Annotated in this window: 17 protein-coding genes and 1 riboswitch; of the genes, 11 read left to right on the top strand and 6 right to left on the bottom strand. The window is 62.4% G+C overall.

Annotated elements, in window-relative coordinates; genetic code table 11:
* Nucleotides 1-145 precede the first annotated feature (145 nt).
* From H8S57_RS01765 to H8S57_RS01755, 3 genes are all read left to right on the top strand, one after another.
* Entirely contained in the window at nt 146-1,624 is a 1,479-nt protein-coding gene (locus H8S57_RS01765; RefSeq protein ID WP_186906349.1) for a carbon starvation CstA family protein, read from the top strand.
* A gap of 144 nt (nt 1,625-1,768) precedes the next feature.
* Nucleotides 1,769-2,236 carry an RNA polymerase sigma factor gene (locus H8S57_RS01760; RefSeq protein ID WP_186906348.1) on the top strand — a complete coding sequence of 156 codons (468 nt, stop codon included), beginning with the start codon at nt 1,769-1,771 and terminating at the stop codon, nt 2,234-2,236.
* Nucleotides 2,236-3,543: a hypothetical protein gene (locus H8S57_RS01755; protein ID WP_186906347.1), complete on the top strand. Its 1,308-nt coding sequence runs from the start codon at nt 2,236-2,238 to the stop codon at nt 3,541-3,543. Before H8S57_RS01760 ends, H8S57_RS01755 begins: the two co-directional genes overlap by 1 nt.
* A gap of 57 nt (nt 3,544-3,600) precedes the next feature.
* Here the strand turns inward: H8S57_RS01755 and H8S57_RS01750 are convergent, their stop codons facing one another.
* The 6 genes from H8S57_RS01750 to H8S57_RS01725 all read right to left on the bottom strand — a co-directional run bounded on the left by H8S57_RS01750 (nt 3,601) and on the right by H8S57_RS01725 (nt 13,442).
* Nucleotides 3,601-6,036, bottom strand: coding sequence for a glycogen/starch/alpha-glucan phosphorylase (locus tag H8S57_RS01750; protein ID WP_186906346.1), 2,436 nt, complete (start codon nt 6,034-6,036; stop codon nt 3,601-3,603).
* A 116-nt stretch (nt 6,037-6,152) separates the two neighbouring features.
* Nucleotides 6,153-7,589 (bottom strand): glycogen synthase GlgA, encoded by a 1,437-nt coding sequence (gene glgA, locus H8S57_RS01745; RefSeq protein ID WP_186906345.1) that lies wholly within the window; start codon nt 7,587-7,589, stop codon nt 6,153-6,155.
* A gap of 78 nt (nt 7,590-7,667) precedes the next feature.
* Nucleotides 7,668-8,783 (bottom strand): glucose-1-phosphate adenylyltransferase subunit GlgD, encoded by a 1,116-nt coding sequence (gene glgD / locus H8S57_RS01740; RefSeq protein WP_186906344.1) that lies wholly within the window; start codon nt 8,781-8,783, stop codon nt 7,668-7,670.
* A complete protein-coding gene (locus H8S57_RS01735; protein ID WP_186906343.1) occupies nt 8,780-9,988 on the bottom strand; it encodes a glucose-1-phosphate adenylyltransferase in 1,209 nt (402 codons plus the stop codon). The genes glgD and H8S57_RS01735 overlap by 4 nt, the downstream gene beginning before the upstream one ends.
* A gap of 30 nt (nt 9,989-10,018) precedes the next feature.
* A complete protein-coding gene (glgB, locus tag H8S57_RS01730; RefSeq protein WP_186906342.1) occupies nt 10,019-12,010 on the bottom strand; it encodes a 1,4-alpha-glucan branching protein GlgB in 1,992 nt (663 codons plus the stop codon).
* A gap of 301 nt (nt 12,011-12,311) precedes the next feature.
* Nucleotides 12,312-13,442 carry a D-alanyl-D-alanine carboxypeptidase family protein gene (locus H8S57_RS01725; protein WP_186906341.1) on the bottom strand — a complete coding sequence of 377 codons (1,131 nt, stop codon included), beginning with the start codon at nt 13,440-13,442 and terminating at the stop codon, nt 12,312-12,314.
* Between the two features lie 164 nt (nt 13,443-13,606).
* Between H8S57_RS01725 and mobA the strand changes: the two genes are divergently transcribed.
* The 8 genes from mobA to H8S57_RS01685 all read left to right on the top strand — a co-directional run bounded on the left by mobA (nt 13,607) and on the right by H8S57_RS01685 (nt 24,292).
* Complete coding sequence (gene mobA / locus H8S57_RS01720) at nt 13,607-14,206, top strand: molybdenum cofactor guanylyltransferase (protein ID WP_186906340.1); 600 nt, start codon at nt 13,607-13,609, stop codon at nt 14,204-14,206.
* 95 nt (nt 14,207-14,301) lie between these two features.
* Entirely contained in the window at nt 14,302-15,153 is an 852-nt protein-coding gene (locus H8S57_RS01715) for a transporter substrate-binding domain-containing protein (protein WP_186906339.1), read from the top strand.
* A gap of 84 nt (nt 15,154-15,237) precedes the next feature.
* Nucleotides 15,238-15,876: an amino acid ABC transporter permease gene (locus H8S57_RS01710; RefSeq protein WP_186906338.1), complete on the top strand. Its 639-nt coding sequence runs from the start codon at nt 15,238-15,240 to the stop codon at nt 15,874-15,876.
* 12 nt (nt 15,877-15,888) lie between these two features.
* Nucleotides 15,889-16,674 (top strand): amino acid ABC transporter ATP-binding protein, encoded by a 786-nt coding sequence (locus H8S57_RS01705; protein ID WP_186906337.1) that lies wholly within the window; start codon nt 15,889-15,891, stop codon nt 16,672-16,674.
* 69 nt (nt 16,675-16,743) lie between these two features.
* Entirely contained in the window at nt 16,744-17,082 is a 339-nt protein-coding gene (locus tag H8S57_RS01700) for a hypothetical protein (RefSeq protein WP_207723647.1), read from the top strand.
* A 76-nt stretch (nt 17,083-17,158) separates the two neighbouring features.
* Entirely contained in the window at nt 17,159-17,350 is a 192-nt protein-coding gene (locus H8S57_RS01695; protein ID WP_186906336.1) for a hypothetical protein, read from the top strand.
* Between the two features lie 527 nt (nt 17,351-17,877).
* Nucleotides 17,878-18,081, top strand: coding sequence for a hypothetical protein (locus H8S57_RS01690; protein ID WP_186906335.1), 204 nt, complete (start codon nt 17,878-17,880; stop codon nt 18,079-18,081).
* A gap of 23 nt (nt 18,082-18,104) precedes the next feature.
* Nucleotides 18,105-18,191: riboswitch (cyclic di-GMP riboswitch) on the top strand.
* Between the two features lie 50 nt (nt 18,192-18,241).
* Nucleotides 18,242-24,292, top strand: coding sequence for a Cna B-type domain-containing protein (locus H8S57_RS01685; RefSeq protein ID WP_186906334.1), 6,051 nt, complete (start codon nt 18,242-18,244; stop codon nt 24,290-24,292).
* The last annotated feature ends 101 nt before the right edge of the window (nt 24,293-24,393 follow it).

The following is a 24,393-nucleotide window of genomic DNA, read 5'->3' as shown; positions in this document are numbered from 1 at the left end:
AGTTGGTATAATCTTGCCACGAAGACTCGTCTCCTTTCGAGAGTACATGTGTTTTGTGGTGAAACCATTGTACCAGAAGGGCTGACGGGTCTTCAACTTTCATTTAACTTTACAGTCCGCTATCTTTTTTGAGGAGGGAATATCCATGATCACGTTCTTTGTATGTCTGGCCCTGCTCATCGTTGGCTTTTTGACCTACAGCAAGCTGGTGGAGCGCATCTTCCGAATCGATGACCGCCCCACCCCCGCGGTGGCCCACCCCGACGGTGTAGATTACGTTCCGATGAAGCCCTGGCGCATCTTCCTGGTCCAGCTGCTGAATATAGCCGGTCTGGGGCCCATCTATGGCGCGCTGTCCGGCGCCTGCTGGGGCCCGTCCGTTTACTTGTGGATCGTCTTCGGCACCATTTTGGGCGGCGGCGTACATGATTTTCTGTCCGGCATGATGAGCGAGCGCAACGACGGCAAGTCGATCTCCGAGGTCGTCGGACTGTATATGGGCAAGGTCATCACCTTCATCATGCGGGTGTTCTCCGTGGTCCTGCTGGTGATGGTAGGCGTCAACTTCTCCGTCGGCCCCGCCGCGCTGCTGGCCAAGCTGACGCCCGAGGCGCTGAGCACCATGTTCTGGCTGGTGGCCATCATGGTCTATTATCTGATCGCCACCTTCCTGCCCATCGACAAGATCATTGGCAAGCTCTATCCCATCTTCGGTATCTGCCTGATTGTCATGGCCCTCGGTATCGGAGGCGCCACCGTTCTCCTCCGGGGCTCCGACATGCCCGAGCTGACGCTGGCTTCCCTGGCGGCGGTGCATCCCAACAGCCTGCCCAAGTGGGCGATGATGTTCGTTACGGTGGCCTGCGGCGCGATTTCCGGCTTCCATGCCACCCAGTCCCCCATGATGGCCCGCTGCATCACCAGCGAGAAGCAGGGCCGCGGCATCTTTTACGGCGCGATGGTGGCTGAGGGCGTTATCGCGCTGATCTGGGCGGCCGCCGGCGTCACCTTTTATACCAATCACGGCTCTCTGCTGGACGGCATGAGCGGCCTGACCACAGCCATCGCCGCCGGCGGCGCGGGCGATGTGGTGTACGAGATCTCGACTACGCTGCTGGGGCCTGTGGGCGGCGTGCTGGCGATGATCGGCGTGATCGCCTGTCCCATTACCTCCGGTGATACGGCGTATCGTTCCGCACGGCTGACCATCGCAGACTGGTTCCACATCGATCAGTCCAGGACCGGCCCCCGTGCGGCGCTGTCCGTGCCTCTGCTGGCCGTGGGTGCGCTCATCGCTCTGGCGCTGCCCTGGGATGTGCTGTGGCGCTATTTTTCCTGGGCCAACCAGACCCTGGCCATGATCGTGCTGTGGACCGGCGCGGTGTTCCTGCACAAATACGGGTTCCCTCCCAAGGCCTGCCTGATCGCGGCGCTGCCCGCCACGTTTATGTCTGCGGTGTCCGTGACCTACTTCTTCCAGGCACCGGAGTGCCTGGGGCTGTCCACAGCCGTTGCCTACCCTGTGGGCCTTGTCGTGGCCGCGCTGTTCCTGGCCGTCTTTGTTTGGCGTGTTCTGGTCGTCGGGAAGGACGACGTGACGGCGCTGACCGCTGCGGCCAAGTGACATGGCGGCTTACCGGAAAAGATGGAAGGCATTTTGCAAAAACCGCGGGACGGATTTCCGTCCCGCGGTTTTTGCGCAAATCTGTGCCGCGTTTGCAGCAATTTGCCGTCTAAAAGCGTATATAGAGTGAAAGGGGGAGGGAAGATGACAGACCCCGGCCGGCTGGAACTTCTGGTCTGTACCTATGAACACGCCATGTACCGCACCGCCCTTGCCATTTTGGGCGACTGCCATGAGGCGGAGGACGCGGTACAGGACGCCTTTGTCAAATATCTGGAGAAAGCCCCCGCCTTCGCAAGCGGGGAGCATGAACGGGCGTGGCTGCTGCGGGTGCTGATAAACGGCTGCAAAAGCCGTCTGCGCGCGCCCTGGCGGAGGCGCACAACACCCCTGCTGGATACGTATCCCGCCGCCGCTGAGGAGGAGCGCCTGGCGCTGGAGGAGATATCCGCTCTGCCGCCCAAGGAGCGGGCGGTGATCCACCTTTATTATTATGAGGGCTACCCGACGGCGGAGATCGCCGCTCTGACCGGGGAGCGGGAGGGGACCGTCCGCTCCCGGCTGACCCGGGCCCGCGCCCGCCTGCGGGAATTGCTGAAAGGAGAGACGTAATGAACGGCTACCGTTCCTATTTTGACCGAGTCCGCCTGAGCGAGGCACAGCACCGACGGCTGATGGAGGCGCTGGACAGAACGCGGCGTACCCGGCCTGCGCCGAAGGCGCACCGTCCCAGCCGCTGGGCGGCGGCGGTGGCGGCCTGCGGTGTACTGGCGCTGGCGGCTTATCCGATACGGCATGCAGGGGGGCTGCCGCGTCCCAGCGCCGGAGCGGCACAGTCTCCGGCGCCCGTCGAGACCGGGGCCGCGTCCACCCGGGCGCCGCAGGCGGGGGCGGAATACGTTCTGGAGGTGGGGGACCCCTTTGCGGGACAGCACCATTCTGATTTTAGTCTGCCGGCGCTGGAATTCACGTACTGCGATTTCTCAAAGCACCTGGAGCTCGACTATGCCCCGCCTGCGGATTATTCCGTGTACCGGTTGACGGCGGAGGACATCGTAAGGGCGGTAGGCGGTACGGAGCAGGCGCCCTGGACCCTGGGATGGGAGGGTTTTGCTCTGGGTGGAAACGCCTGGATCGACGGCGGCGGGGCGCTGCTGTGGGCGGCGATCACGGGAAAACGCGACGGCTCCAGCGCCGAGATCGAGCTTTGGCTGGCGTCCGGCGGCCTGCCGCCCACCGACGTGGCCTATGAGGAGGCGGAGCAGACGGAATATGACGGCACTGCCGTCACCCTCTATTACACCGACGTGGGCAGCGGCGATTGGCGCTATTATGCGGACTTTATGTGCGGAGATACCGGCGTGCGCTTCCAGTGTACCAGCCGGGACCAGGACGAAGCGGCGCGGCTGGCGGCGCTGGCGGTCCGGCAGATCGGCTACGGCGGCTTTACCGTCGAGGGGCTGGAGCCCGACGAGGGTGCGCTGGTATACGCCAGCCGCAGAACGGACCTGTCGCTGGAGGATCTGCGGGCCGACCCTCTGGGCGCTTGGCTGCCCGCTAAACTGCCGGAAGGGTTTGCATTTGAAAGCGGCGGCAGGCAGACCATGCGGGACGTCGATACGCTCTTCGCCTCCTGGAGCCGGGGATACGATTACGTGGAGCTGTCGGTGGCCCGCTTTCCAACCTCGGCCTCGCTGCCCGCAGCGGATCTCAAAGCGGGCGCGGTCACGGCCGAAGCGCTGAAGACGTTCGGGCGTTACGTGGAGGACGACGCCGGAGACGTTCCCGGCTGGCGCTTTCAGTTTACCGTGGACGCCGGAGCGGCGTCCGTGCGCTACACGCTCAAGGGCCTTTCGCCGGAGGAGGCGGCTGCGCTGGTCAACGGCGCGGTTCCCCCTGCCGGAGGCGACGGGCCATAACGCGCAGAGGGGGCCGCCGCGTGGCACGCGGCGGCCCCCTCCGGCAGGAACGGCGGATTACGCCCGCACGGGGATGTCCCAGATCTCCCGGGCATAGTCCCGGATGGAGCGGTCGGCGGCGAAGATGCCGGAGCGGGCGATGTTCACCAGAGACATCTGGTTCCAGCGCGTGGGGTCCAGATAGACCTGACCCGCCCGCACGTGGGCGTCCCGGTAGCTTTCAAAGTCGGCCAGCAGCAGGTATTCGTCGGCGGGACCGCCGTCCCCGAAGAGCAGGCGGCGGGCCAGGTCGTCATAAGCTGCGCCGTCCCCGAAGCCGAGATTGAGCTGGTCCACCACCCGCTTCAGATCCGGATTGTGGACGTAATACTCGTAGGATTTATAGCCCTTCTGCTTCATCTCAGCCACCTCGCGGGCCTTCAGGCCGAAGAGGAAGATGTTTTCGTCGCCCAGCACCTGATGCATTTCCACATTGGCCCCGTCCAGAGTGCCGATAGTCAGGGCGCCGTTCATCATGAATTTCATGTTGCCGGTGCCGCTGGCCTCTTTGCCTGCGGTGGAAATCTGTTCGCTCAGCTCGCTGGCGGGCATGAGCTGTTCGGCCAGGCTGACCCGGTAATTTTCCAGGAAGACCACCTGGAGCCGATCCTTACAGGCGGGATCCCGGTTCACCAGCTCCGCCACGGAATTGATCAGGCGGATGATCTTCTTGGCCACCGCATAGCCCGGCGCGGCCTTGGCGCCGAAGAGGTAGGTGCGGGGGGTAAAGGAGAAATGAGGGTCGTCCTTCAGGTGCTGGTAGAGCGAGATGATATGCAGCACATTGAGCAGCTGCCGTTTATACTCGTGCAGGCGCTTGACCTGCACGTCGAACATGGCGTCGGTGTTGAGCACGACGCCGCTCTCCCGGGCGACCCAGGCGGCAAAGGAGCGCTTATTGGCCGCTTTGATCTCCCCCAGCCGGGAGAGCACCCCGGCGTCGTCCTTGTACCGCTCCAGGCCCTGGAGGGCGTCGGGGCGGAGCAGATACTCCCCGCAGCCGCAGTCCCGGATCAGCTCATCCAGCTTGGGGTTGCACTCGGAGAGCCAGCGGCGGTGGTCGATGCCGTTGGTGACGTTGGTAAACTTTTCCGGAGTACGCAGATAGGCGTCGTGGAACACGTCTTTTTTCAGGATATCCGAGTGGAGGGCGGAGACGCCGTTGACCTTGAAGCAGGCGCACACGCACAGGTTGGCCATGCGCACCTCGCCCCCCCAGATAATGGCCATGGGGGCCACCTTGGACAGGTCGCCGTGGAAGTAGTCGGTCAGTTCCTGCTGGTAGCGGCCGCTGATCTCTATCAGGATCTGCCAGATGCGGGGCAGCAGCGTCTGGATCAGCTGCTGGGGCCAGCGCTCCAGCGCTTCCGCCAGGACGGTGTGGTTGGTGTAGGCCACACAGTGGGTGACGATATGCCATGCCGCCTCCCAGCCGTAGCCCTCCTCGTCCAGCAGGATGCGCATCAGTTCCGGGATGGCCAGAGTGGGGTGGGTGTCGTTGATCTGGATCACATGCTTCTGATGGAAGTTGCGCAGTGTGCCGTACTCCGCGCGGTGTTTGCGCACGATGGACTGGATGGTGGCCGAGACGAAGAAATACTGCTGTTTGAGCCGCAGGGACTTGCCTTCGTAGTGATTGTCCTCCGGATAGAGGATCTTGGAGATGGTCTCCGCCATGGCCTGCTGCTCCACGGCCTTCAGATACTGGCCGGAGGAAAACAGACCCATGTCCACCGGCGTGGGGCTTTTGGCGTCCCACAGGCGCAGCACGTTGCTGTGCTGCGTTGCATAGCCTGCGATCTCCATATCCTTGGGAACGGCCAGCACCGTGTCGTACCCGGTGTGCTTGACGTGGTGGCCGCTCTGATCCCACACATCCTCCACCTTGCCGCCGAAGCGGACCTCTTCGGTCTCGTCCATTTTGGGGATGAGCCAGGCGTCGCCCAGGCCCAGCCAGTCGTCGGGCAGCTCCACCTGTTGGCCGTCCACGATCTTCTGCTTGAAGATGCCCAGCTCATAGCAGATGGAATAGCCGGTGGCGGGGACCTCCAGGGTCGTCATCGAGTCCAGGTAGCAGGCGGCCAGGCGGCCAAGGCCGCCGTTGCCCAGACCCGCGTCGGGCTCGGTCTCGAACAGGTCGGGGGCGGAGAAGCCCAGAGCCTCGATGGCTGCCGTCAAGGGCGCCAGCAGCCCCAGGTTATAGGCGTTTTTCATCAGGGAGCGGCCCATCAGAAATTCCAGGGAGAGGTAGTGCACCTGGCGCAGATGCTCGGTGGATACCCTGTCCTCGGTCGCCAGCTGCCGCTCGTTGATGATGTCCCGCAGCACCAGGGCGCAGGCCTTGAACATATGCAGGCTGGTGGCCTCTTCCACATCCCGGCCGAAATTGCGGCGCAGCTTGCCGGTGATGAGGTTCATCAATTCTTTCTTGCTGTACGTATGCAATGCAGACATCTCCTTAACAATTAAGGAATTGGATGGAAGCAGACACAGTTCGCTCCGCAGGCGGGCCTAACCCCACCTGCGGAGCGGTCATTTTATCACAGTGTTAATTTTTTGTCAAGCGGGGCTCATTTGCCGGTCAGCCAGCCGTAGATCTCAAGATAATCCCCGGCGGAGCGGCCCCAGGAGAAGTCGGTCGTCATGGCGTTTTTCATCAGGCCTTTCCAGGCCTTTTTGTCCGTGTGGTACAGCCCCACGGCCGCGCCCAGCACGCCGGTCATCTCCTGAACGTTGATGTTGGCGAAGGAGAAGCCGTTGCCCTCCCCGGTGAACTGGTTGTAGGGAACGACGGAATCCTTCAGGCCGCCGGTCTCCCGCACCACGGGGATGGTGCCGTAGCGCATGGCGATCATCTGAGAAAGGCCGCAGGGCTCCGAGATGGAGGGCATCAGAAACAGGTCTGCGCCGCCGTAAATGGCGGTGGACAGATTGGGGGAGTACATCATATGGGCGGCAAACCGGCCGGGATACTGGGCCTGCGCCTGGCGGAAGGACTCCTCGTAGTTCCAATCCCCGGTACCCAGCACGATCATCTGCACGTCCATGGCCATGATGTCATGGATGGCGGCGGTGACCAGATCGAAGCCCTTATGCTTGACCAGACGGGAGATACAGGCGACGATGGGGGTATCGGGCGCCTCCCGCAGGCCGGACATCTGCTGAAGGGCGGCCTTGCAGTTTTTCTTGCCCTGCATCTGCCGGGCGGAAAAGAACTTGGTCAGCCCCTTGTCCCGCCAGGGGTCGTACCCTTCGGTGTCGATACCGTTGAGGATGCCCCGCAGCTTGTGGCGGTTATTGGCCAGCACCCCTGCCAGGCCGTGGGCGTAGAAGTCGTACTGGAGTTCCTCGGCATAGGTGGGGGAGACGGTGGTGACATAGTCGGCGGCGTAGATGGCCCCCTTCATCAGATTCACATCCCCGTGATACTCCAGCATATGCTCGTTGAAATATCCGGCGTTCAGGCCGAACAGGTCCTGAAGGGTCTGGCTGCCATAGCGGCCCTGGTACTCGATGTTGTGGATGGTAAACACGCTTTTGGTGTCGTAGAGCTGGGGAATGCGGTGGCGCTCCTCCAGCAGGTAGATGGGCACCAGCGCCGTCTCCCAGTCGTTGCAGTGGAGCACGTCGGGATGCCAATCCAAATGTCCGACGCTCTCCACGACGGCCCGGGAAAAGTAGGCGAAACGCTCGCCGTCGTCATAGTGGCCGTAGATGCTGGAGCGCTTGAAGTAGTATTCGTTGTCCACAAACCAGTAGGTGACGCCGTCCCGCTTCAATTCAAAGACGCCGCAGTAGGGGGTGCGCCAGGCCAGGGTGATGTGGAAACACTGCAGGAAGGTCATCTGGCTGCGCCAGTCCTCCCCGATGCCCTCGTAGAGGGGGAGGATGACCCGCACGTCATGGCCCTCCTTGGCCAGCGCCTTGGGCAGGGATCCGGCCACGTCGGCCAGCCCGCCGGTCTTGATAAAGGGCGCGCATTCAGAGGTGGCAAACAGAATGTTCATAGCTTACTCCTTCAAAGAAAGATGGAACGGGAGCGGCGGGGGCGCCGCAGCGCATGGGGCGAAATCCGCACGCGGCGTTTAGACGATCTCGTTCTTCGCGATAGCCAGCGGATAGGTGCTGTGGCCCATCAGCATGCGGCCTGGATTTACCCGTACATTCTTGTCGGTAATGGCGTATTTCAGCACCGCGCCGGCCTGGATGGCCGTGCCCTGGAAGAGCACGCAGCCGGAGACCCTGGCCCCCTTTTCCACCCGCACGCCCCGGAACAGGATGGAATTTTCCACCTCGCCCTCAATGATGCAGCCGTCGGCCACCAGGGAGTTGACCGCATGAGCGCCTGGGCCGTAATAGGTGGAGGGATTGGACTGGTCCTTGGTCTTCACCGGGCGCTCCGGCACGAAGAGCTGGCGGCGGACCTGGGGATCGAGCAGCTCCATGCTGCGGGCAAAATACCCCGCCACCGACTGGAGCCGGGCAGCGTAGCCGTCAAAGACGTAGGGGAAGATCTTCAGAGCGTCCACCATGGGCTGGAGCACGCCGGTGCTGAAGGAGGGGATGTTATGGGCCGCGCAGTGATCCACCAGCGAGAGCAGCAGAGACTTGGAGAGGATGTAGACCTCCAGGGATTCGCAGCCCTGGGGAAGGGCGGGATGGACGGCCACGTCGCTCACCCGGCCGCTGGCGCCGATGGTGAAGTAATCGCAGCACTTGGGGTCGCCCTTGGGCTGGCGGGTGCATACGGCGGTGATGTCGGCGCCGCATTTCAGATGCTGCTCAAAGATGTCGGTGATGGGCAGGTTGACCGCCAGGTCGCCCCCGGCCAGGACCACATAATCCTGGCGGATGTTTTGAAGGTAGGAGCGCACGCCTGCCAGCGCGTCCATCCTGCCCCGGTAGATCCCCTCCCGTTTGTTGGCATAGCCGAAGGGGGGGAGGATGCGCAGGCCGCCGTGTTTGCGGGAGAGGTCCCAATCCTTGCCGGAGCCCACATGGTCCAGCAGGGACTGATAATTGGTGTGTACGATCAGGCCCACGTCGTCGATGCCCGCATTGACCAGATTGGAGAGCATAAAATCGATGATGCGGTACCGGCCGCCGTAGGGGATGGAGCAGGTGTTGCGGTGCTGGGTCAGCTCCCGCAGGTCGGGATTGGAGAGATAGGCGAAGATGATGCCGTGCAGCTGGTTCATCATTTCGCGCCGCCCCCTTTCACATTCCGGGTGATCATGGCCTTGGGGGGCACCACGGCCCCTTCCCCCACCCGGAGGTTCTGGGCCACCACGGCTACTCCCCAGCTGTCGCTGCCGTCGGGGGAGGCGCCCACGTGGGCATTTTCACAGATGGCCGCGTTCTCCGCGAGGATGGCATACTCCACCACGGCGCCCGCCTTGACGATGGTGCCCGGCATGAGGATGGAGTAGCGCACCACGGCGCCCTTCTCCACGATGACCGAGTGGAAGAGCACGGAGTTTTCCACCCGGCCGTATACCTCGCAGCCGCCGGTGACCATGGAATGCTCCGCTACGGCATGCTCCCCCATAAAGTGGGGAGGCTTGGTGGGGGTCCGGGCGTAAATGGGCCACTCCTGGTCGTACAGGTCGATGCTGGTTTCCGTGGAGAGCATATCCATATTGGCGTCCCACAGGGAGTCGATGGTGCCCACGTCCTTCCAGTAGCCTGAGAAGCGGTAGACCGTCATCGCTTCCCCGGCGCCCAGCATGGCGGGAATGATATTTTTGCCGAAGTCGTTGCTGCTCTTTTCATCCGCCTCGTCGGCGATCAGGTATTCCCGCAGCTTGCTCCAGGTAAAGATGTAGATGCCCATGGAGGCCAGGTTGCTTTTGGGGTGCCGGGGCTTTTCCTCGAACTCATAGATGTTGTCGTTCTCGTCCACGTTCAGGATGCCGAAGCGGGTGGCCTCCTCCAGCGAGACCTCCAGCACCGAGATGGTGCAGGCCGCCCCCGTCTCCTTATGGCGGCGGAGCATCTGGGAATAGTCCATCTTATAGACGTGGTCCCCCGAGAGGATCAGCACGTATTCCGGGTCGTACAGCTCGATAAAGCCCAGGTTCTGATAGATGGCGTTGGCGGTGCCCTTGTACCAGGTGCCCTTTTCGCCCTCCCGCATGTAGGGGGGCAGGATGTGCACGCCGCCATCGGACCGGTCCAGGTCCCAGGGCTGGCCGTTGCCGATGTAGCTGTTGAGCTCCAGCGGGCGGTACTGGGTGAGCACGCCCACGGTGTCGATGCCGGAGTTGATGCAGTTGGACAAGGGGAAATCGATGATGCGGTACTTGCCCCCGAAGGGGACGGCGGGCTTTGCCACATGGCTGGTCAGGGCGTGCAGGCGGCTGCCCTGCCCGCCTGCCAGCAGCATGGCGACACACTCTTTTTTCATACGATCACCTCAGGTTGGAAGTGGGGAAGATCAGGGGGTGGCCGGGGCGCTGCCGGCGCTCTTTTTCTGCGCGGGGCCGGCCGCGCGGGTCCGCCGGGGCGGGAATTTCTTGACGCAGCGGTAGATCACCGCGGACATGGGCGGCAGGTCGATCTCCATGGACTGCTCCTGCCCATGGCAGGGCACATATTCGCTTTTGACCGGCGCGGTATCCCCCAGACCGGTACCGCCGAACTCCGGGCGGTCGGTATTGAGTACGCACTCATACCGGCCCGGGAAGGGAAGCCCCAGACGGTAGCCCCTGCGGTGGACGGGGGAGAAGTTGCAGCACACCAGCAGGCAGCCGCCCTTCTTGTCGCGGCGCACAAAGGCGGCGCAGTTGCCCTGGTTGTCGTCGGCGCAGATCCACTGGAAGCCCTCCCAGGAGAAATCCAGTTCCCACAGCTCCTTATGGGCCAGATAGAAGGCGTTGGCCGCCCGGAAGAAGGCCTGGAGGGCGCGGTGACGGTCGCCGTCGCCGGTCTCGTCGTGCTGCTCCAGCAGGTGCCAATCCAGGGACTGCTCGTAGTGCCACTCGTTCCACTGGCCGAACTCGCAGCCCATCATCAGCAGCTTTTTGCCCGGATGAGCGAGCATGTAGGTATAGAAGGCCCGCACACCGGCGTATTTCTGCGCGTCGTCCCCCGGCATTTTGCCCAGCAGGGAACCCTTCATGTGGACCACCTCGTCGTGGGACAGGGGGAGCACAAAGTTTTCGGAAAAGGCGTACATCAAAGAAAATGTAATATCCTTGTGGTTGAACTGCCGGAAATAGGGGTCCAGCTTGATATAGTGGAGAATGTCGTTCATCCAGCCCATGTTCCATTTCAGGTTGAACCCCAGCCCGCCCTGGTCCACCGGATGGGACACCAGGGGCCAGGCGGTGGACTCCTCGGCGATCATCAGCACATCCGGATGGTCCAGGAATACGTGGCCGTTGAGCTGCTGGAGAAATTCCACCGCCTCCAGATTTTCGTGTCCGCCGTGGATATTGGGCGCCCACTGTCCGTCCTGCCGTCCGTAATCCAGGTAAAGCATGGAGGCCACCGCGTCGACCCGCAGGCCGTCGATGTGGTACTGCTCCAGCCAGAACAGGGCGGAGGAGTAAAGGAAGGAGCGCACCTCGTTCCTGCCGTAGTCAAATACCCGTGTGCCCCAGTCGGCGTGTTCCCCCTTGCGGGGATCGGCGTACTCGTAGCAGCATGTGCCGTCGAATTCATACAGGCCGAACGCATCCTTCGGGAAATGGGCGGGCACCCAGTCCAGAATGACGCCTACGCCCGCCTGATGGAGCTGGTCGATGAGCCACATCAGGTCGTGGGGCGTGCCGAACCGGCTGGTGGCCGCGAAATAACCGGTACACTGATAGCCCCAGGACATATCCAGCGGGTGCTCGGTGATGGGCATCAGCTCCACATGGGTGAAGCCCATCTCCTTGACGTAGGGGACCAGGTACTCGGCGATGGTGCGGTAGGAGAGAAACTCGCCCGCTCCGGTGCGCCGCCAGGAGCCCAGATGGACCTCGTAGATGTTCAGCGGATTGTGGTAGACGGGGTGCTCCCGGCGGTATTTCATCCAGAGCTCGTCGCCCCATACATAGCCGGACAGATCGTAGAGCTTGGAGGCGTTGCCGGGGCGGGTCTCGGCGTGAAAGGCGTAGGGGTCGGCCTTGGCCAGAACCCGGCCGTCGGCGGTGTGGACGGCAAATTTATAGGTGTCATAGCGCTCCAGGCCGGGCACAAAGCCCTCCCAAACGCCGCCGCCCACGGGTGAGAGCGGCTGGTCGGTCTCGTTCCAGGCGTTGAACGCACCCATGACGCACACGGCCTTGGCGCGGGGGGCCCAGACCCGGAACACATAGCCCGGCTGGCCGTCCAGCTCGGCGGGATGGGCACCCAGATAATCCTGAGCCCGGACGGCCTGTCCGGCCAGAAATGCCTCCAGCGGCGCCGGTCCAGGGGCCGTATTTGCTGCAAAAGCCATAGGAATCCTCTCCTCGTGGTAAAAGTTACCAAAAACAAGAAAAAGTCAGGGGGGCTTTGTTGTCATTGGTAATAAAGAAGCCCCGGATGTGGTGGGACTGTTTGTATAAATTATACAACCTGTTGCGAATATAGTCAAGGATAGGATACGGTAGTGTATGTAAAAATTCCGTCAGGAAGAAAGTAGGCCCTTGTCCAGAACGCCGAAGAGGCCGGAGCGGAAGATCCGCTCCGGCCCCCACTTGTCGAAAAAGCCTGGCAGAGGTTGGCCGCCGCAGCGGCAAGGTCAATTTGAAACAGGGTCAGCCTGCCATGAACAGATTGCGCAGCAGACGGGAGAAGATGCCGGGGATGGTGATGCGCTCCACTGCTTCTCCGGCAACGATGGGGATGGTCTGAAGCGGCTCCCCGCCGATGGAGACCGCCATCTCGCCCAGCTTCTGCCCCGCCTCCACGGGGGCCTCCACATCTTCGCAGAGGCTGACCTGGGTGGTCACCGCATTGACCTGGGATTTGTCGACCAGGATACGGCTGGACTGGGCGAGCACCGGCTGTACCTGTTCACGCTCGCCCAGCAGCACGTCGATGGGCGGCAGGGCCTGGCCGGGATATACGTCCATGAGGGTGTAGTTGGCAAAGCCGTAGCTGAGCAGACTCTTGGCCGCCTCATTGCGGATATCCCGGGTGGAAGATTTGAGGATGACGGCGATCAGTTCCATGCCGTCCCGTTCCGCCGTTGCGGACATGCAGTAGCCCGCCGCGTCGGTAAAGCCGGTCTTGAGGCCGGTGGCCCCCTCATAGAAGCGGATGAGCTTGTTGGTGTTGGCCAGCTGGAACTGCCCGTCCCGCAGGGAATCCATCCAGATGGTGGTGTAATCCCGGATGCGGGGGTGGTTCAAGATCAGCTCCCGGCTCATGAGGGCGATGTCGTGGGCGCTGGTCAGGTGGCCCGATGCGGGCAGGCCGGTGCAGTTGAGAAAGCAGGTATCCGCCATGCCCAGCTCGGCGGCGCGCTGATTCATTTGCGCCACGAAAGCATCCTCGCTGCCGGCCAGGTGTTCGGCCAGGGCCACGGAGGCGTCGTTGCCCGAGGCGACCGCCACCGCCTTGAGCAGGTCGTGTACCGTCATCTGCTCGTTTTCCTTCAGATACACCTGGGAGCCGCCCATGGAAGCCGCCCGGGCGGAAACCGTGACCAGGTCCTCCGCAGCCAGACGGCCGCTGTCCACCGCCTCCATCACCAGCAGGAGGGTCATAATCTTGGTGACGCTGGCGGGCTCCAGCTTGTCGTGGGCGTTTTGTTCAAAGAGGATGGTCCCCGTCTCCTTTTCCATCAGGACGGCGGCGGCGGCATCCACCGGGTTCGCGCCGGCGGCGTGGGCGGGGAGGATCAAAAGAGAGGCGGCCAGCAGGGCCGCAGCTATTTTTTTCATCGGTATGCGCTCCTCCAGACTTGTTGATTTCTCTGTAGTCAAAGGATGTGGAATCAAAGGGACTTCTATGCAGCGCTGAGAAAGTTTTGCACCGGGAAAAATTTTCTGGTATGCTGGAAAAAAACATTTTGCCCGCATCTGCGGCGCAGCGAGGGGGACGGAGGATGGAAACCGTGGCGGTGATCCTGACCGGAGGACGGTCCAGCCGGATGGGGCGGGACAAGTGCGCTCTGCGGCTGGGCGGGGAGACGTTTCTGGAGCGGCTGGTGGAGCGGTACCGGGGGGCGTTCGGACGCGTGTGCGTATCCGTGGACCGGCCGGGGCGCTTCGATCCGGCCGGGGCGGAGGAGGTCTGCGACCGCCGCCCCGGACGCCAGGGACCGCTGGCCGGGCTGGAGGCCGCTTTTCTGCAGACGGGGGCGGAGGCGATTTTCCTGACCGCCGTGGACCTGCCGTTTGGAGACGCGGCGCTGGCCCGGCGGCTGGAGCAGCTGCGGGGAACGGCCGACGCCTGCTGCATCCGCCGCGCCGGCGGCGCGCTGGAGCCGCTGTTCGCGGTCTATGGCCGGGGCTGTCTGGGCGCGGCGTCCGCCTGCCTGGAGGAAGGGCGGCGCGCCTTTCGCGGCATGCTGGAGCGGGTGGACTGCCGGACGGTGGACGAGGCCGAACTGCCCGGCTTCGATCTGGAACGTATCCTGCTCAATGTGAACCGCCCGGAGGACTATGCGGCGGCCCGCGCCGCGGCGGAGGAAGCCGAAGGCTGAAGGGAAAAATTCAAATTTCCTCTTTACACAATTGCTTTAGTGTGGTAATATACGAAAGTATTAACGCGCTGCGGCGCTGTTTGGAGGAACCAAGAATGAAAAAGAGACTGCTTGCGCTGGCCCTGGCTCTGGGCCTGACCGTTTCCCTGGCCGCCTGCTCGGGCGGCGCCGGCACCGCGTCCACCCCCGCTCCGGAGACCGCGGCCCCGGAGACCGCCGCTCCGGAGACCGCCGCCGCCGGGAGCGATGTGGCCTATGTTCAGGATAAGGGGACCCTGGTGGTCGGCATGACCGATTTCGCCCCCATGGATTATAAGGACGAGAGCGGCGCGTGGATCGGTTTTGACGCCGATATGGCCAAGGCTTTTGCCGCCGACCTGGGCGTGGAAGTGGAATTTCTGGAGATCAACTGGGACAACAAGCTCATGGAGCTGGAGGCCAAGGGCATCGACTGCGTGTGGAACGGCATGACCCTCACTGACGAAGTCAAGAGCGGCGCGTCCACCTCCGAGCCTTACTGCAACAACGGCCAGGTGGTGGTGCTCCCCGCGGACAAGGCGGAGGACTACCAGAGCGTGGAGAGCCTGTCCGGCCTGAACTTTGCGGTGGAGAACGGCTCCGCCGGCGCCGAGCAGCTGGATGCGCTGGGCCTGAGCTACGTGGCCAAGCAGACCCAGGCCGACGCCCTGCTGGAGGTGGCTTCCGGCGCCTCCGACGCCTGCGTCATCGACCTTCTGATGGCGGGCGCCATGATCGGCGAGGGCACCAGCTACCCCGAGCTGACCTATACCGTGCAGCTCAACAGCGAGGAGTACGGCGTGGCGTTCCGCAAGGGCTCCGACCTGACGGACGCCTTCAACGCCTTCTGGAAGGAAGCCTGCGACGCCGGTACCGTTCTGGAGACCGCCACGGCTTACGGCGTTCAGGAGTCCATCATCGAAAAGTAAGAGGTTCATCATTCTTCGGGAGAGGAAACAGGCAGAGAGCCGTCCGGCTCTCTGCCTTTCCCCGGTTTAAGAGAGGGAATCGCCATGCTTACGACCGTTACGCTCACCCTGCTGGAGGGACTTGTCACCACCCTGGAGCTGTTTGTCCTGACGCTGGTCTTCGCCCTGCCCCTGGGCCTGATCATCAGCTTTGGCTCCATGAGCCGCTTCGCGCCCCTGCGGGGCTTCGTGAAGACGGTGGTCTGGATCATCCGGGGCACGCCGCTGATGCTCCAGATCCTGGTGATCTTTTACGGCCCCGGCCTGCTCTTCGGCCTGCCGCTGCTGCCCCGGTTCACGGCGGCGCTGGCGTCCTTTGTCATCAATTACGCCTGCTATTTTTCCGAGATCTACCGCGGGGGCATCCAGGCGGTGCCCCGGGGGCAATACGAGGCGGGACAGGTGCTGGGCATGACCCGCAGCCAGATCTTCTTCAAGATCACGCTGCTCCAGGTCGTCAAGCGTATCGTTCCGCCCATGTCCAACGAGTTTATCACCCTGGTGAAGGACACCGCCCTGGTGCGCATCATCTCCGTGTATGAGATCATCTGGATGGGAGAGTCCTTCATCAAGAAGGGCATGATCTGGCCCCTGTTTTATACCGCGGTGTTCTATCTGGCGGTCAACGGCATTCTCACCCTGTTGTTCGGCTGGGTGGAGAAAAAGCTGGATTACTTCAAGTAAGGAGGCGTCACGATGTCGGTATTGGAGGTACGTCACATCGAAAAGCATTTCGGCGCCACCCGGGTGCTGGAGGATATCAGCTTCTCGCTGGAGGAGGGGCAGGCCCTGGCCATCATCGGCTCCTCCGGCTCGGGCAAAACCACCCTGCTGCGCTGCCTGAACTTTTTGGAGCGGCCCGACCGCGGGAGCCTCGCCGTGCGGGGGGAGACCCTCTTTGACGCGGCGGACCCCGCCACCCAGCGGGAGGCGGAGGTGCGCCGCAAGCGCCTGCACTTCGGCATGGTATTCCAGTCCTTCCACCTCTTCCCCCAGTACACCGCGCTGGAAAACGTGACTCTGGCCGGACGGCTGCTGGCAAAGGAGCGGGCGGACTATAAGCGGGATCAGAAGCGCATCCTCCGCCAGATCGAGGAGCAGGGGAAGGCGCTGCTGGAGCAGATGGGCCTGAGCGACCGGGCCGGGCACTATCCCCACCAGCTCTCCGGCGGCCAGCAGCAGCGGGTGGCCATTGCCCGGGCCCTGGCGCTGAGCCCGGATATCCTCTGCTTTGACGAACCCACCTCCGCGCTGGACCCGGAACTGACCGGCGAGGTGCTCAAGGTCATCCGCTCCCTGGCGGAACAGAACACCACAATGATCATCGTCACCCATGAGATGGCGTTCGCGCGGGACGTGGCCGATCAGGTGATCTTCATGGACGGCGGCGTGATCGTGGAGCAGGGGACACCGGAGCAGGTCATCGTCCACCCGCAGCAGGAGCGTACGCGGCAATTTTTGACCCGTTTTTCCCAGAATTGAAAAACGGTGAAAAATGTGGTATGATACCTACCGCATTTGTGGCTGCGGCCGCGAGAAGGAGTAGGAATCATGGAAGACTTTTTTCTGCCTGTGCTCTCCCATTTTCAAAATGAAAACTTCTGGACAGCCAGCGCCGGCGCGCTGTGCTACCGGGTGACGCCCCGGGAGGAAGGCCTGGCCGCCGAGGTGTGGGAAGGGCCCTGGCGCTATGAGGACAGCCGGGTGGAGGAGACGCGGACCTTCCCGCTCAGCGACGAGGGGCTGGAGGAGCTGCGCCGGTGGCTGACCGGCTGGCGGGACGCGATCGGCCAACGGCCCCGGCCCGGGCTGGAGGAGAGCATCCGCCGCCGGGATGCGGTCCGGGCCGAGCGGGCCCGCTTGGCCGGTCAGGCGGAAGGGACCGCCTGATCCCGGAGGCCGGCTGTGCTGCGGCAGGGCTTGGAATAAAACGAACGCAAACGCAACGCGATGGAGGATGTGCAAAATGACCTGGGGAGATTATTTCTTTTTTTATGAGTGCCCGGAATGCGGCAAGAAATACCGCTATCCCATCGACCTGATGTCCGACCCGGACTACGGTGCCTGCCCGGACTGCCATGTGATGGGCAAATTTGTGGGCGAGACCAAGGACATCAAGCAGGGCGAGACCAAGTTCTCCGATTACGAGTACGTATAGGGGGCCGTCCGGGGCGGTCCGGCCCGGCGCAGGCACAACCCCTGCTGTACCGGAGATTTGGATCAGGCTGTCGAAAAACCCTCCTGGAGAAGAGCCTGGCAGAGTTGAGCCGTCCGCAGACGATGGAAGGAAAGGAAGCTCCGTCATTTCCGGCGACACGTGCGTCGGAAATGACACCTCTCATGACGGACAGGGCGACTTTTCTGCAAGAATCGAGCCCTGTCCGTCATGCATCCCTCTGTCGAAAAAGGCCTTTGGCCTTTTTCGACAAGCTGAGGCTGCCCGGCTTTGCCGGGCAGCCTGATTTTACGCTGTTTGGCGCATGCCATTCTGCGAGCGGACCCGGCCGGACGCGGCGGCAGCGGCCGGCGCCGCGCCGATGCAGGGCAGCGCCAACAAGAAAAAAGAAAAAGTGACGGCGAATTTTTAAAATGTAACCGAAATGTATCTGCTGGACTTTATAGTAAGAAGCACAGTAGATACCGTAAGACCTGCGCAGCAGGCAGGACGGGAGGTGATGGCTGCCTATGAAACAGGCGGCAGGAAAACGGGAGACCTTTGTGGTACAGATCCTGAATACGCAGAATGCCACATGGCAGGGAACCGTGACCTGGACGGATGGACAAAAGACACAGCCCTTCCGGAGCGCCTTGGAGCTGATTCGCCTCATCGACAGCGCCCTGCTGGAGCAGGCAGCAACGGAAGAGAGTAAGCAACCAGAGCAAGACTGAGCACACCAAGCGGCCCCATGAACACCGTGCAAAGGCAAACCGTCCGAAAGGGCGGGACGCAAAGCCAGGAGGCTACAGCGGGCGACCGCCACGCCGGTCCGGCTGCCACTGTTCCACTTCTCTTATTTTAAGGAGGAATTGAAACAAGATGGCAAAAAGAATGAAACGGACCCTGTCCCTGCTGCTGACAGCCGTGCTGCTGCTGGGCATGCTGCCCATCACGGCGGCGGCGGCGGAGAGCAGCAATCAGCAGATCGAGGGCGGAAATGTCCCCGTGTACTACACCTATAATGAAGGTACGGGAACATTTGCGCAGGACGCGAACCCAACCAATGCAGTGACCACCAACAAAGCCACGGACCCGGAAGTTACGATTTCCAAGGTCATTCAGGGCACCGGGACTGAAAATCAGTTTGATATCACCCTGAACGTGACGACTACACAGAAGGTGGAGCGCTCCCCCTCCATGCCGGATGCGGCGGTGGCGCTGGTCATCGACAAGTCTACCTCGATGTACTATTGCGTGAACTGCGGGAAGAGCGAGAACCACCGCAATCACTCCGTGCAGAGCGCAGGATGTGATCTATGTCAGCGGTGTACCGGCTTTACGCCTAGTTCACGGTATAGCGATTATTGTGCTACATGCGGACATTGGAAAGGGTACCATCATGATGCGTCAGCAGCCACCTGCGAGTACCAGTCCCGCATGGATGCCGCGAAGGAGGCGGCCATTGCCTTTGCAGCCGAGTACGCCGCGTCTGCCAAAGATGAAAATGGGAACGTGATCGCCCATCGGTATATGTCGCTGACCAAGTTCAGCGGAACGGCGGAATTGATCGACCTGAACGCCGCTTCTGCTTCGGTCTGGATCGACGTGGCGGCTTTGGACTGGACGCTGGGGGCGGATGGCCAGTATCACAACAGCGTGGTGGACGCCATCAATGGCGTCAACCCGCCCTCGCAGGGCGACGGGACCAATGTGGCGGACCCGCTGGGACTTGCGGACGGCGCGCTGGACAGCCTGTTCCGGGAACAGGCGAACAACGATAAGCTGAGCCGGGCGATGTCTTTCGTGCTTTTGCTGGGCGACGGTGAGCCCAATAAGAACGGTACCGCGCCCCAGGTCGATGCCGGCTTCACACGCTATTCGACTTACCAGGGCCAGCCCTATTCCAATGCGGAAAAATGGGTGTACAATATCCGCCAGACGGGGACGAAGCTCCTCTCCGCCTATGTGGGCGTCGACCGGACCGCGGATGGTTATCTGTGGTTCAATGCGATGTCCAATCAGTGCCAGCTGGCCGCCAATGCCGATGAGCTGGTTGAGAGCTTTGATATCTACCTGACGCTCATCAAAATTTCCGCCGAAGCATGGGAAGTAACGGATCCCATGGGGGCAAACATCAGCTTTGTCAGCAAGCAGGCCGGAGAGGCAAATTACCGGGTGACCGGCCAGGGTACGAACAGCGAGACCCTGATTTGGACGCTCCGCAATGATATCCCGACGGTCTATAAGCATGGAACAAGCACAAGGGTCGACTATGACAAGATCAAGGATAGTGAGGAATATGACTTTGTCTATTCCCTGACCTATCGTGTGCAGCTGGATAACACCGGGGCAGGCGCAGATCAGTATGGCCTGACCAATGGTGCGACTTACCTGACGTATTATCTCACGGACCGTGAGGGCAACCCTGTCGACGAGCAGGGGAATCTGATTGCAGATTCGGAGGATCTGCCGGTTCTGTACTTCAAGGTCCCCAAGGTCAAGGGCCTGTATGCAGATCTGTACCTCCAGAAGCAGGACAGCAAGGGCAATCTTCTGCCCGGCGCGACCTTTACGCTGACCGGCGCGAAGACCATCGCGGACACCGGCGCCGGCAATGGGAACCACCTGTTTGCGGGGATCCCCTCCGGTGAGGAGCACAGCTATACCCTGACTGAGACCCAGGCCCCTTCCGGCTTCATTACCCCTGCCCTCAGCGACGCTCAGACGGCGATCACGGTGAAGTGGGGCAAGGTCTATGTGGGCAGCACGGAGATCACCGCGAATGCCCCCCATATCGTTCGGAACACCCGCGATCCGCAGAAGAAGAGCTTCACCGTCACCAAGAGCTGGCTGCCCGCTGGCAGCGCGCCCACGGACGGCACGACGGTTTCCGTTGACATTTATGTGATGACCGGCGCCACCCAGGACGGAACGCCGATCTACGACGCGGCGAAAGCGCCTGTGGATACGCTGGAGCTGACCCAAGGGAACGGCTGGAGCGATACCACCATACAACTGCCTACCAAGGACGAGGATGGCAATGATATCGCTTATGTGGCCGTGGAGCAGGCGGTGACTGGCTACCGTATCGTCACACCGGCCGTCCAGCTGGCCTCCACAGCGGGCAATATCATCACCAATGTCAAAGACGCAGAGAAGGAGATCACCGTCACGAAGGAATGGGAGGGCCCCGCCGCCGACCGGAGCCGCGTTACCGTCGCGGTGATGCGCGGCAGCACCATCGTGGATTCTGCCGAACTGAGCGCTCCCGGCTGGTCCCATACCTTCCGCGTTCCCACGTATGACAATTCCGGCAATGAGGTCCACTATACCGTGGCGGAGCTGGGCGCAGATAACAAGCCTGTCAACGGCACCGTGACATTCAACGGTCACACCTATACGATCCATTGTGACCAGGCGACCGGGAAGCTGACCAATACCATCACCGACCCCAAGAATGCCTCGATCGCCGGTACCAAGGTCTGGGTGGCCGCGGCGCTGGACAGCGCGGACAAGACCGCCACGATCGAGCTGTATGCCAACGGTAAGGCCACCGGCATCACCGCTGAGGTCACGGAGAGCAGCCCGGCGTTCTCTTTCACCGGCCTGCCCGTGTATGCCCTGAAGGGTACCGAGATTACGGTCGGAACGGGCGAAGACGCGCAGACCTACGCGATTCCGACTGCCGACGCCGACGGCGAGGCCATTGAATACACCGTCAAGGAGCGGGGCGAGAGCAACGGCAAGATCACCCTGGATGACGGCGACTGGTTCGAGGTCGGCTATAAAAACAACCAGGATGGCAGCGTGACCATCACCAACACCCTCAAGGGCAGCTTGACCATCGAGGGTGACAAGCGCTGGGACGACGAGGGCAACACCAACGACACCCGGCCCGGGTCCATTACCGTCCGGCTCTATGCAAACGGAGTGGAAACCGCGGAGCAGACGTTGTCCGCCACCCCAAATCAGACTCCGGCGGATCCCAGCGCCACGCCCAGCGCAGATCCCAGCGCCACGCCCAGCGCAGACCCCAGCGCCACGCCCAGCGCGGATCCCAGCGCCACGCCCAGCGCGGATCCCAGCGCCACGCCCAGCGCGGTTCCCAGCGCCACGCCCAGCGCAGACCCCAGCGCCACGCCCAGCGCGGATCCCAGCGCCACGCCCAGCGCAGACCCCAGCGCCACGTCCAGCGCAGACCCCAGCGCCACGCCTGAAGCCGACGGCGGCGATGCTGTCCTGTCCGGCGCGCTGGCGGCGGCCCGCTTCATCGGCGTCGCAGGCCTGGACGGCCTGGAACGGCTGGACGGCGCACCCGAGGGCGAGGGAGAGCCTGCCGGCGGCATCGTCGCCACCGCGGGCACCTGGGCCTGGGCCGAGGAGACCCACTACAAGTGGGAGGATCTGCCCAAGTACGATGAAACCGGTGCGAAGATCATCTATACCGTGCGCGAAGATGCGGTTTCCAATTATACCGCCAACTACGTGAAGGGTGAGGCCAAGAACGTGGGTGATTACGATATCACCAATATTCTGGAAGGCGATACCGCCAGCCTGACCATCTCCAAGACCTGGGTGGACGCCCGCAGCAGCCATGGTACCGTTGCCTTTACGGTCAGCGCTGTCAACAGCGACAACGTAGCGCCGCAGACCGTGTATCTCCCGGTTTTGGCCGGCGCAGGGGAGCCGGTTTGGACCACTACGATCTCGGTGCCTGCTTATGACGGCGGCAAGCGCATCCAGTATACCGTCCGGGAGCTGCTGGGCAGCGAGGCGCTGGAGAACGGGGCCGAATTCAAGCCCTACGGCGCCGATGGCGAGACCTATACGGTTACCTACAGCTCCTCCGGCAATGTGCAGAGCGGTTATGTCTGGAACGTGGTCAACACGGTGGGGCAGAGCAAGGTGAGCGTTTCCGCCACCAAGGAATGGAGCGGCGGGGATCCCGCTTACCGGCCCGCGCTGACCTTTACCCTCCATAAGAACGGCGTGACCACAAACCAGACCAAGGCCATGGTGTATGATGAGACTACGGGCATCGGCAGCCTGACCTTTGAGGATCTGGACCAGTACACCTTCAACGGCAACACCTGCACGAAGAACATCTATACCATCGTGGAGACCATGGAGGAGACCGCTCTGGCGGCTCGTTATACGCCTGCCAACACCACCGGTGAGGACGGCGTCATCCGCTTCGTCAACACCTTTAACGCCGGTACCAAGGATATCAGAATCACCAAGACCTGGGTGGACGGCGCTGCCGCCCATACCGGTGCGGACGCTTCCTTCCTCATCCTGCGGGACGGCACGGAACTGACCGGCGTGGACGCGCCTGCTGCGCCCACGGTGACGGCGAACGACGACGGCACCTTTACCTATCTGTATGAGGACCTTCCCGCCTACTCTGCGATGGACGGCCATGAATTTGCCTATACCATCCAGGAGAGCGGCGCGGTGACGGATGCAGCCACCGGGAAGACCACGGTTACCTGGGGCGGCAGCACTTACGACGTGGTCATCAATGGCTATTCTGTGACCAACACCCTGCAGCAGGATCATGTCGAGGTCACGGTGACCAAGATGTGGAAGGGCCCCGCCGCAGCCGAGGCCAAGTTTACCCTGACCCGCTGGGTCGGCACGACGCAGGACGACGGATTCAGCCTGGAGATCACCCTCACCGACGCCGATCGGAACGAGGACGGAACGGCTTGGGCCAAGACCATTACCACCGACGCCGACGGCGCTCAGCTGCCCAAGTATGATGACGGCCGCAACGAGTACACCTACGTGGTGAAAGAGGTCGTCGGCGCGGACGGCAAGGTCCATGCCTCCAACGGCCATGTGTATACGGTGACGGAGGGGGCCGGAAACGTCTTCCTCAATACCATCGAACAGGAGTACATCGCAGAACTGACGGTCACCAAGATCTGGAATGCCCCCGAGGGGATCGTCCTGCCCGAGTCGGTCACCGTATATCTGTACGGCGATGAGAACTGGGTGGCAATGGAGGGCGTGACGAACCCGGTCACGCTCACGGCCGGTGAAGAAGGTACCTGGAGCTATACCTGGACGAATCTGCCCAAGTATGCGCTCTCCAGCGACGGCCATGAGATCCGGTATACCGTTCAGGAGTGGGGCGCGCAGTCCATTATGACCCCCGACCTGGGCGGCGATAACGAAGGCGGCTCCTCCATCGCCATGAACATGGTGAAGTTCGGCGGCGACTACTACGAGGTCACCTACGGCGGCAGCGCGGCGGACGGCCTGACCATCACCAACACCTACCGCGCCAGTGATCAGTATCTCTACCGCGTGGACCGGGAGTACTACCACTACGATGAGAACGGAACCCTGATCACGGCGGACACCCTGAAGGTGACCGGAGACACCGTCGAGGGCAGCAAGGATCAGGAGATCAAATTGAGCGACCTGAATCCGAACAGCTACAAGAGCACGGACGGCCGGAGCACCTATGTGTACCAGAGCCAGAAGAGCCAGCCGCAGGATGGCGTAAAGCTGGAAGAGCCGGACACCATCTATGTGCTCACGCTGGTCTACGAGCTGCACGACGAAAAGGTCGTGCCCACTCCGACGCCTACCCCCTACGATCCGCCTGTGCATCCGACTCCGAAGCCCACCCCGAAGCCCACTCCGAAGCCCAGCGTCACCCCCACTCCGGAGCCGGTGGAGACGGATATCCCCGAGGAGCCCACACCGCTGGAGCCCGCTCCTGTGGAGCCGGTGCCCACGCCTGAGCCTCCTGCGGAAGAGGTGGAGATCCCCGAAGAGGAGCCCCCGCTGGGCGACCTGCCGCAGACCGGCGCAGTTGCCGGCGCGGTGGATCCCACCGCGACCCTGGGCCTGCTGGCCCTGGCGGCCTCCCTGTCCGCCGCTGGCCTGATCATCATGATCGGCCGCAAGAAGGGCGAAGAAGAGGACTGAAGCGCTTGAAAAAGCCGTGCCCCGTGCATACAGCACGGGGCACGGCTTTTTTGACCCGGTCACAGCAGATGCGAGGCGCTCCGCAGGGCGGAGCGCCTCGC

Source organism: Lawsonibacter hominis (assembly GCF_014287895.1).
Classification (GTDB): domain Bacteria; phylum Bacillota; class Clostridia; order Oscillospirales; family Oscillospiraceae; genus Lawsonibacter_A; species Lawsonibacter_A hominis.
This window is presented reverse-complemented; position numbering and strand designations above follow the sequence as displayed.

Excerpts from the sequence above, each read along its gene's own strand:
- H8S57_RS01765 (WP_186906349.1), top strand. The coding sequence starts at position 146 with ATGATCACGTTCTTTGTATGTCTGGCCCTGCTCATCGTTGGCTTTTTG.
- H8S57_RS01760 (WP_186906348.1), top strand. The coding sequence starts at position 1,769 with ATGACAGACCCCGGCCGGCTGGAACTTCTGGTCTGTACCTATGAACAC.
- H8S57_RS01755 (WP_186906347.1), top strand. The coding sequence starts at position 2,236 with ATGAACGGCTACCGTTCCTATTTTGACCGAGTCCGCCTGAGCGAGGCA.
- H8S57_RS01750 (WP_186906346.1), bottom strand. The coding sequence starts at position 6,036 with ATGTCTGCATTGCATACGTACAGCAAGAAAGAATTGATGAACCTCATC.
- glgA (WP_186906345.1), bottom strand. The coding sequence starts at position 7,589 with ATGAACATTCTGTTTGCCACCTCTGAATGCGCGCCCTTTATCAAGACC.
- glgD (WP_186906344.1), bottom strand. The coding sequence starts at position 8,783 with ATGATGAACCAGCTGCACGGCATCATCTTCGCCTATCTCTCCAATCCC.
- H8S57_RS01735 (WP_186906343.1), bottom strand. The coding sequence starts at position 9,988 with ATGAAAAAAGAGTGTGTCGCCATGCTGCTGGCAGGCGGGCAGGGCAGC.
- glgB (WP_186906342.1), bottom strand. The coding sequence starts at position 12,010 with ATGGCTTTTGCAGCAAATACGGCCCCTGGACCGGCGCCGCTGGAGGCA.
- H8S57_RS01725 (WP_186906341.1), bottom strand. The coding sequence starts at position 13,442 with ATGAAAAAAATAGCTGCGGCCCTGCTGGCCGCCTCTCTTTTGATCCTC.
- mobA (WP_186906340.1), top strand. The coding sequence starts at position 13,607 with ATGGAAACCGTGGCGGTGATCCTGACCGGAGGACGGTCCAGCCGGATG.
- H8S57_RS01715 (WP_186906339.1), top strand. The coding sequence starts at position 14,302 with ATGAAAAAGAGACTGCTTGCGCTGGCCCTGGCTCTGGGCCTGACCGTT.
- H8S57_RS01710 (WP_186906338.1), top strand. The coding sequence starts at position 15,238 with ATGCTTACGACCGTTACGCTCACCCTGCTGGAGGGACTTGTCACCACC.
- H8S57_RS01705 (WP_186906337.1), top strand. The coding sequence starts at position 15,889 with ATGTCGGTATTGGAGGTACGTCACATCGAAAAGCATTTCGGCGCCACC.
- H8S57_RS01700 (WP_207723647.1), top strand. The coding sequence starts at position 16,744 with ATGGAAGACTTTTTTCTGCCTGTGCTCTCCCATTTTCAAAATGAAAAC.
- H8S57_RS01695 (WP_186906336.1), top strand. The coding sequence starts at position 17,159 with ATGACCTGGGGAGATTATTTCTTTTTTTATGAGTGCCCGGAATGCGGC.
- H8S57_RS01690 (WP_186906335.1), top strand. The coding sequence starts at position 17,878 with ATGAAACAGGCGGCAGGAAAACGGGAGACCTTTGTGGTACAGATCCTG.
- H8S57_RS01685 (WP_186906334.1), top strand. The coding sequence starts at position 18,242 with ATGAAACGGACCCTGTCCCTGCTGCTGACAGCCGTGCTGCTGCTGGGC.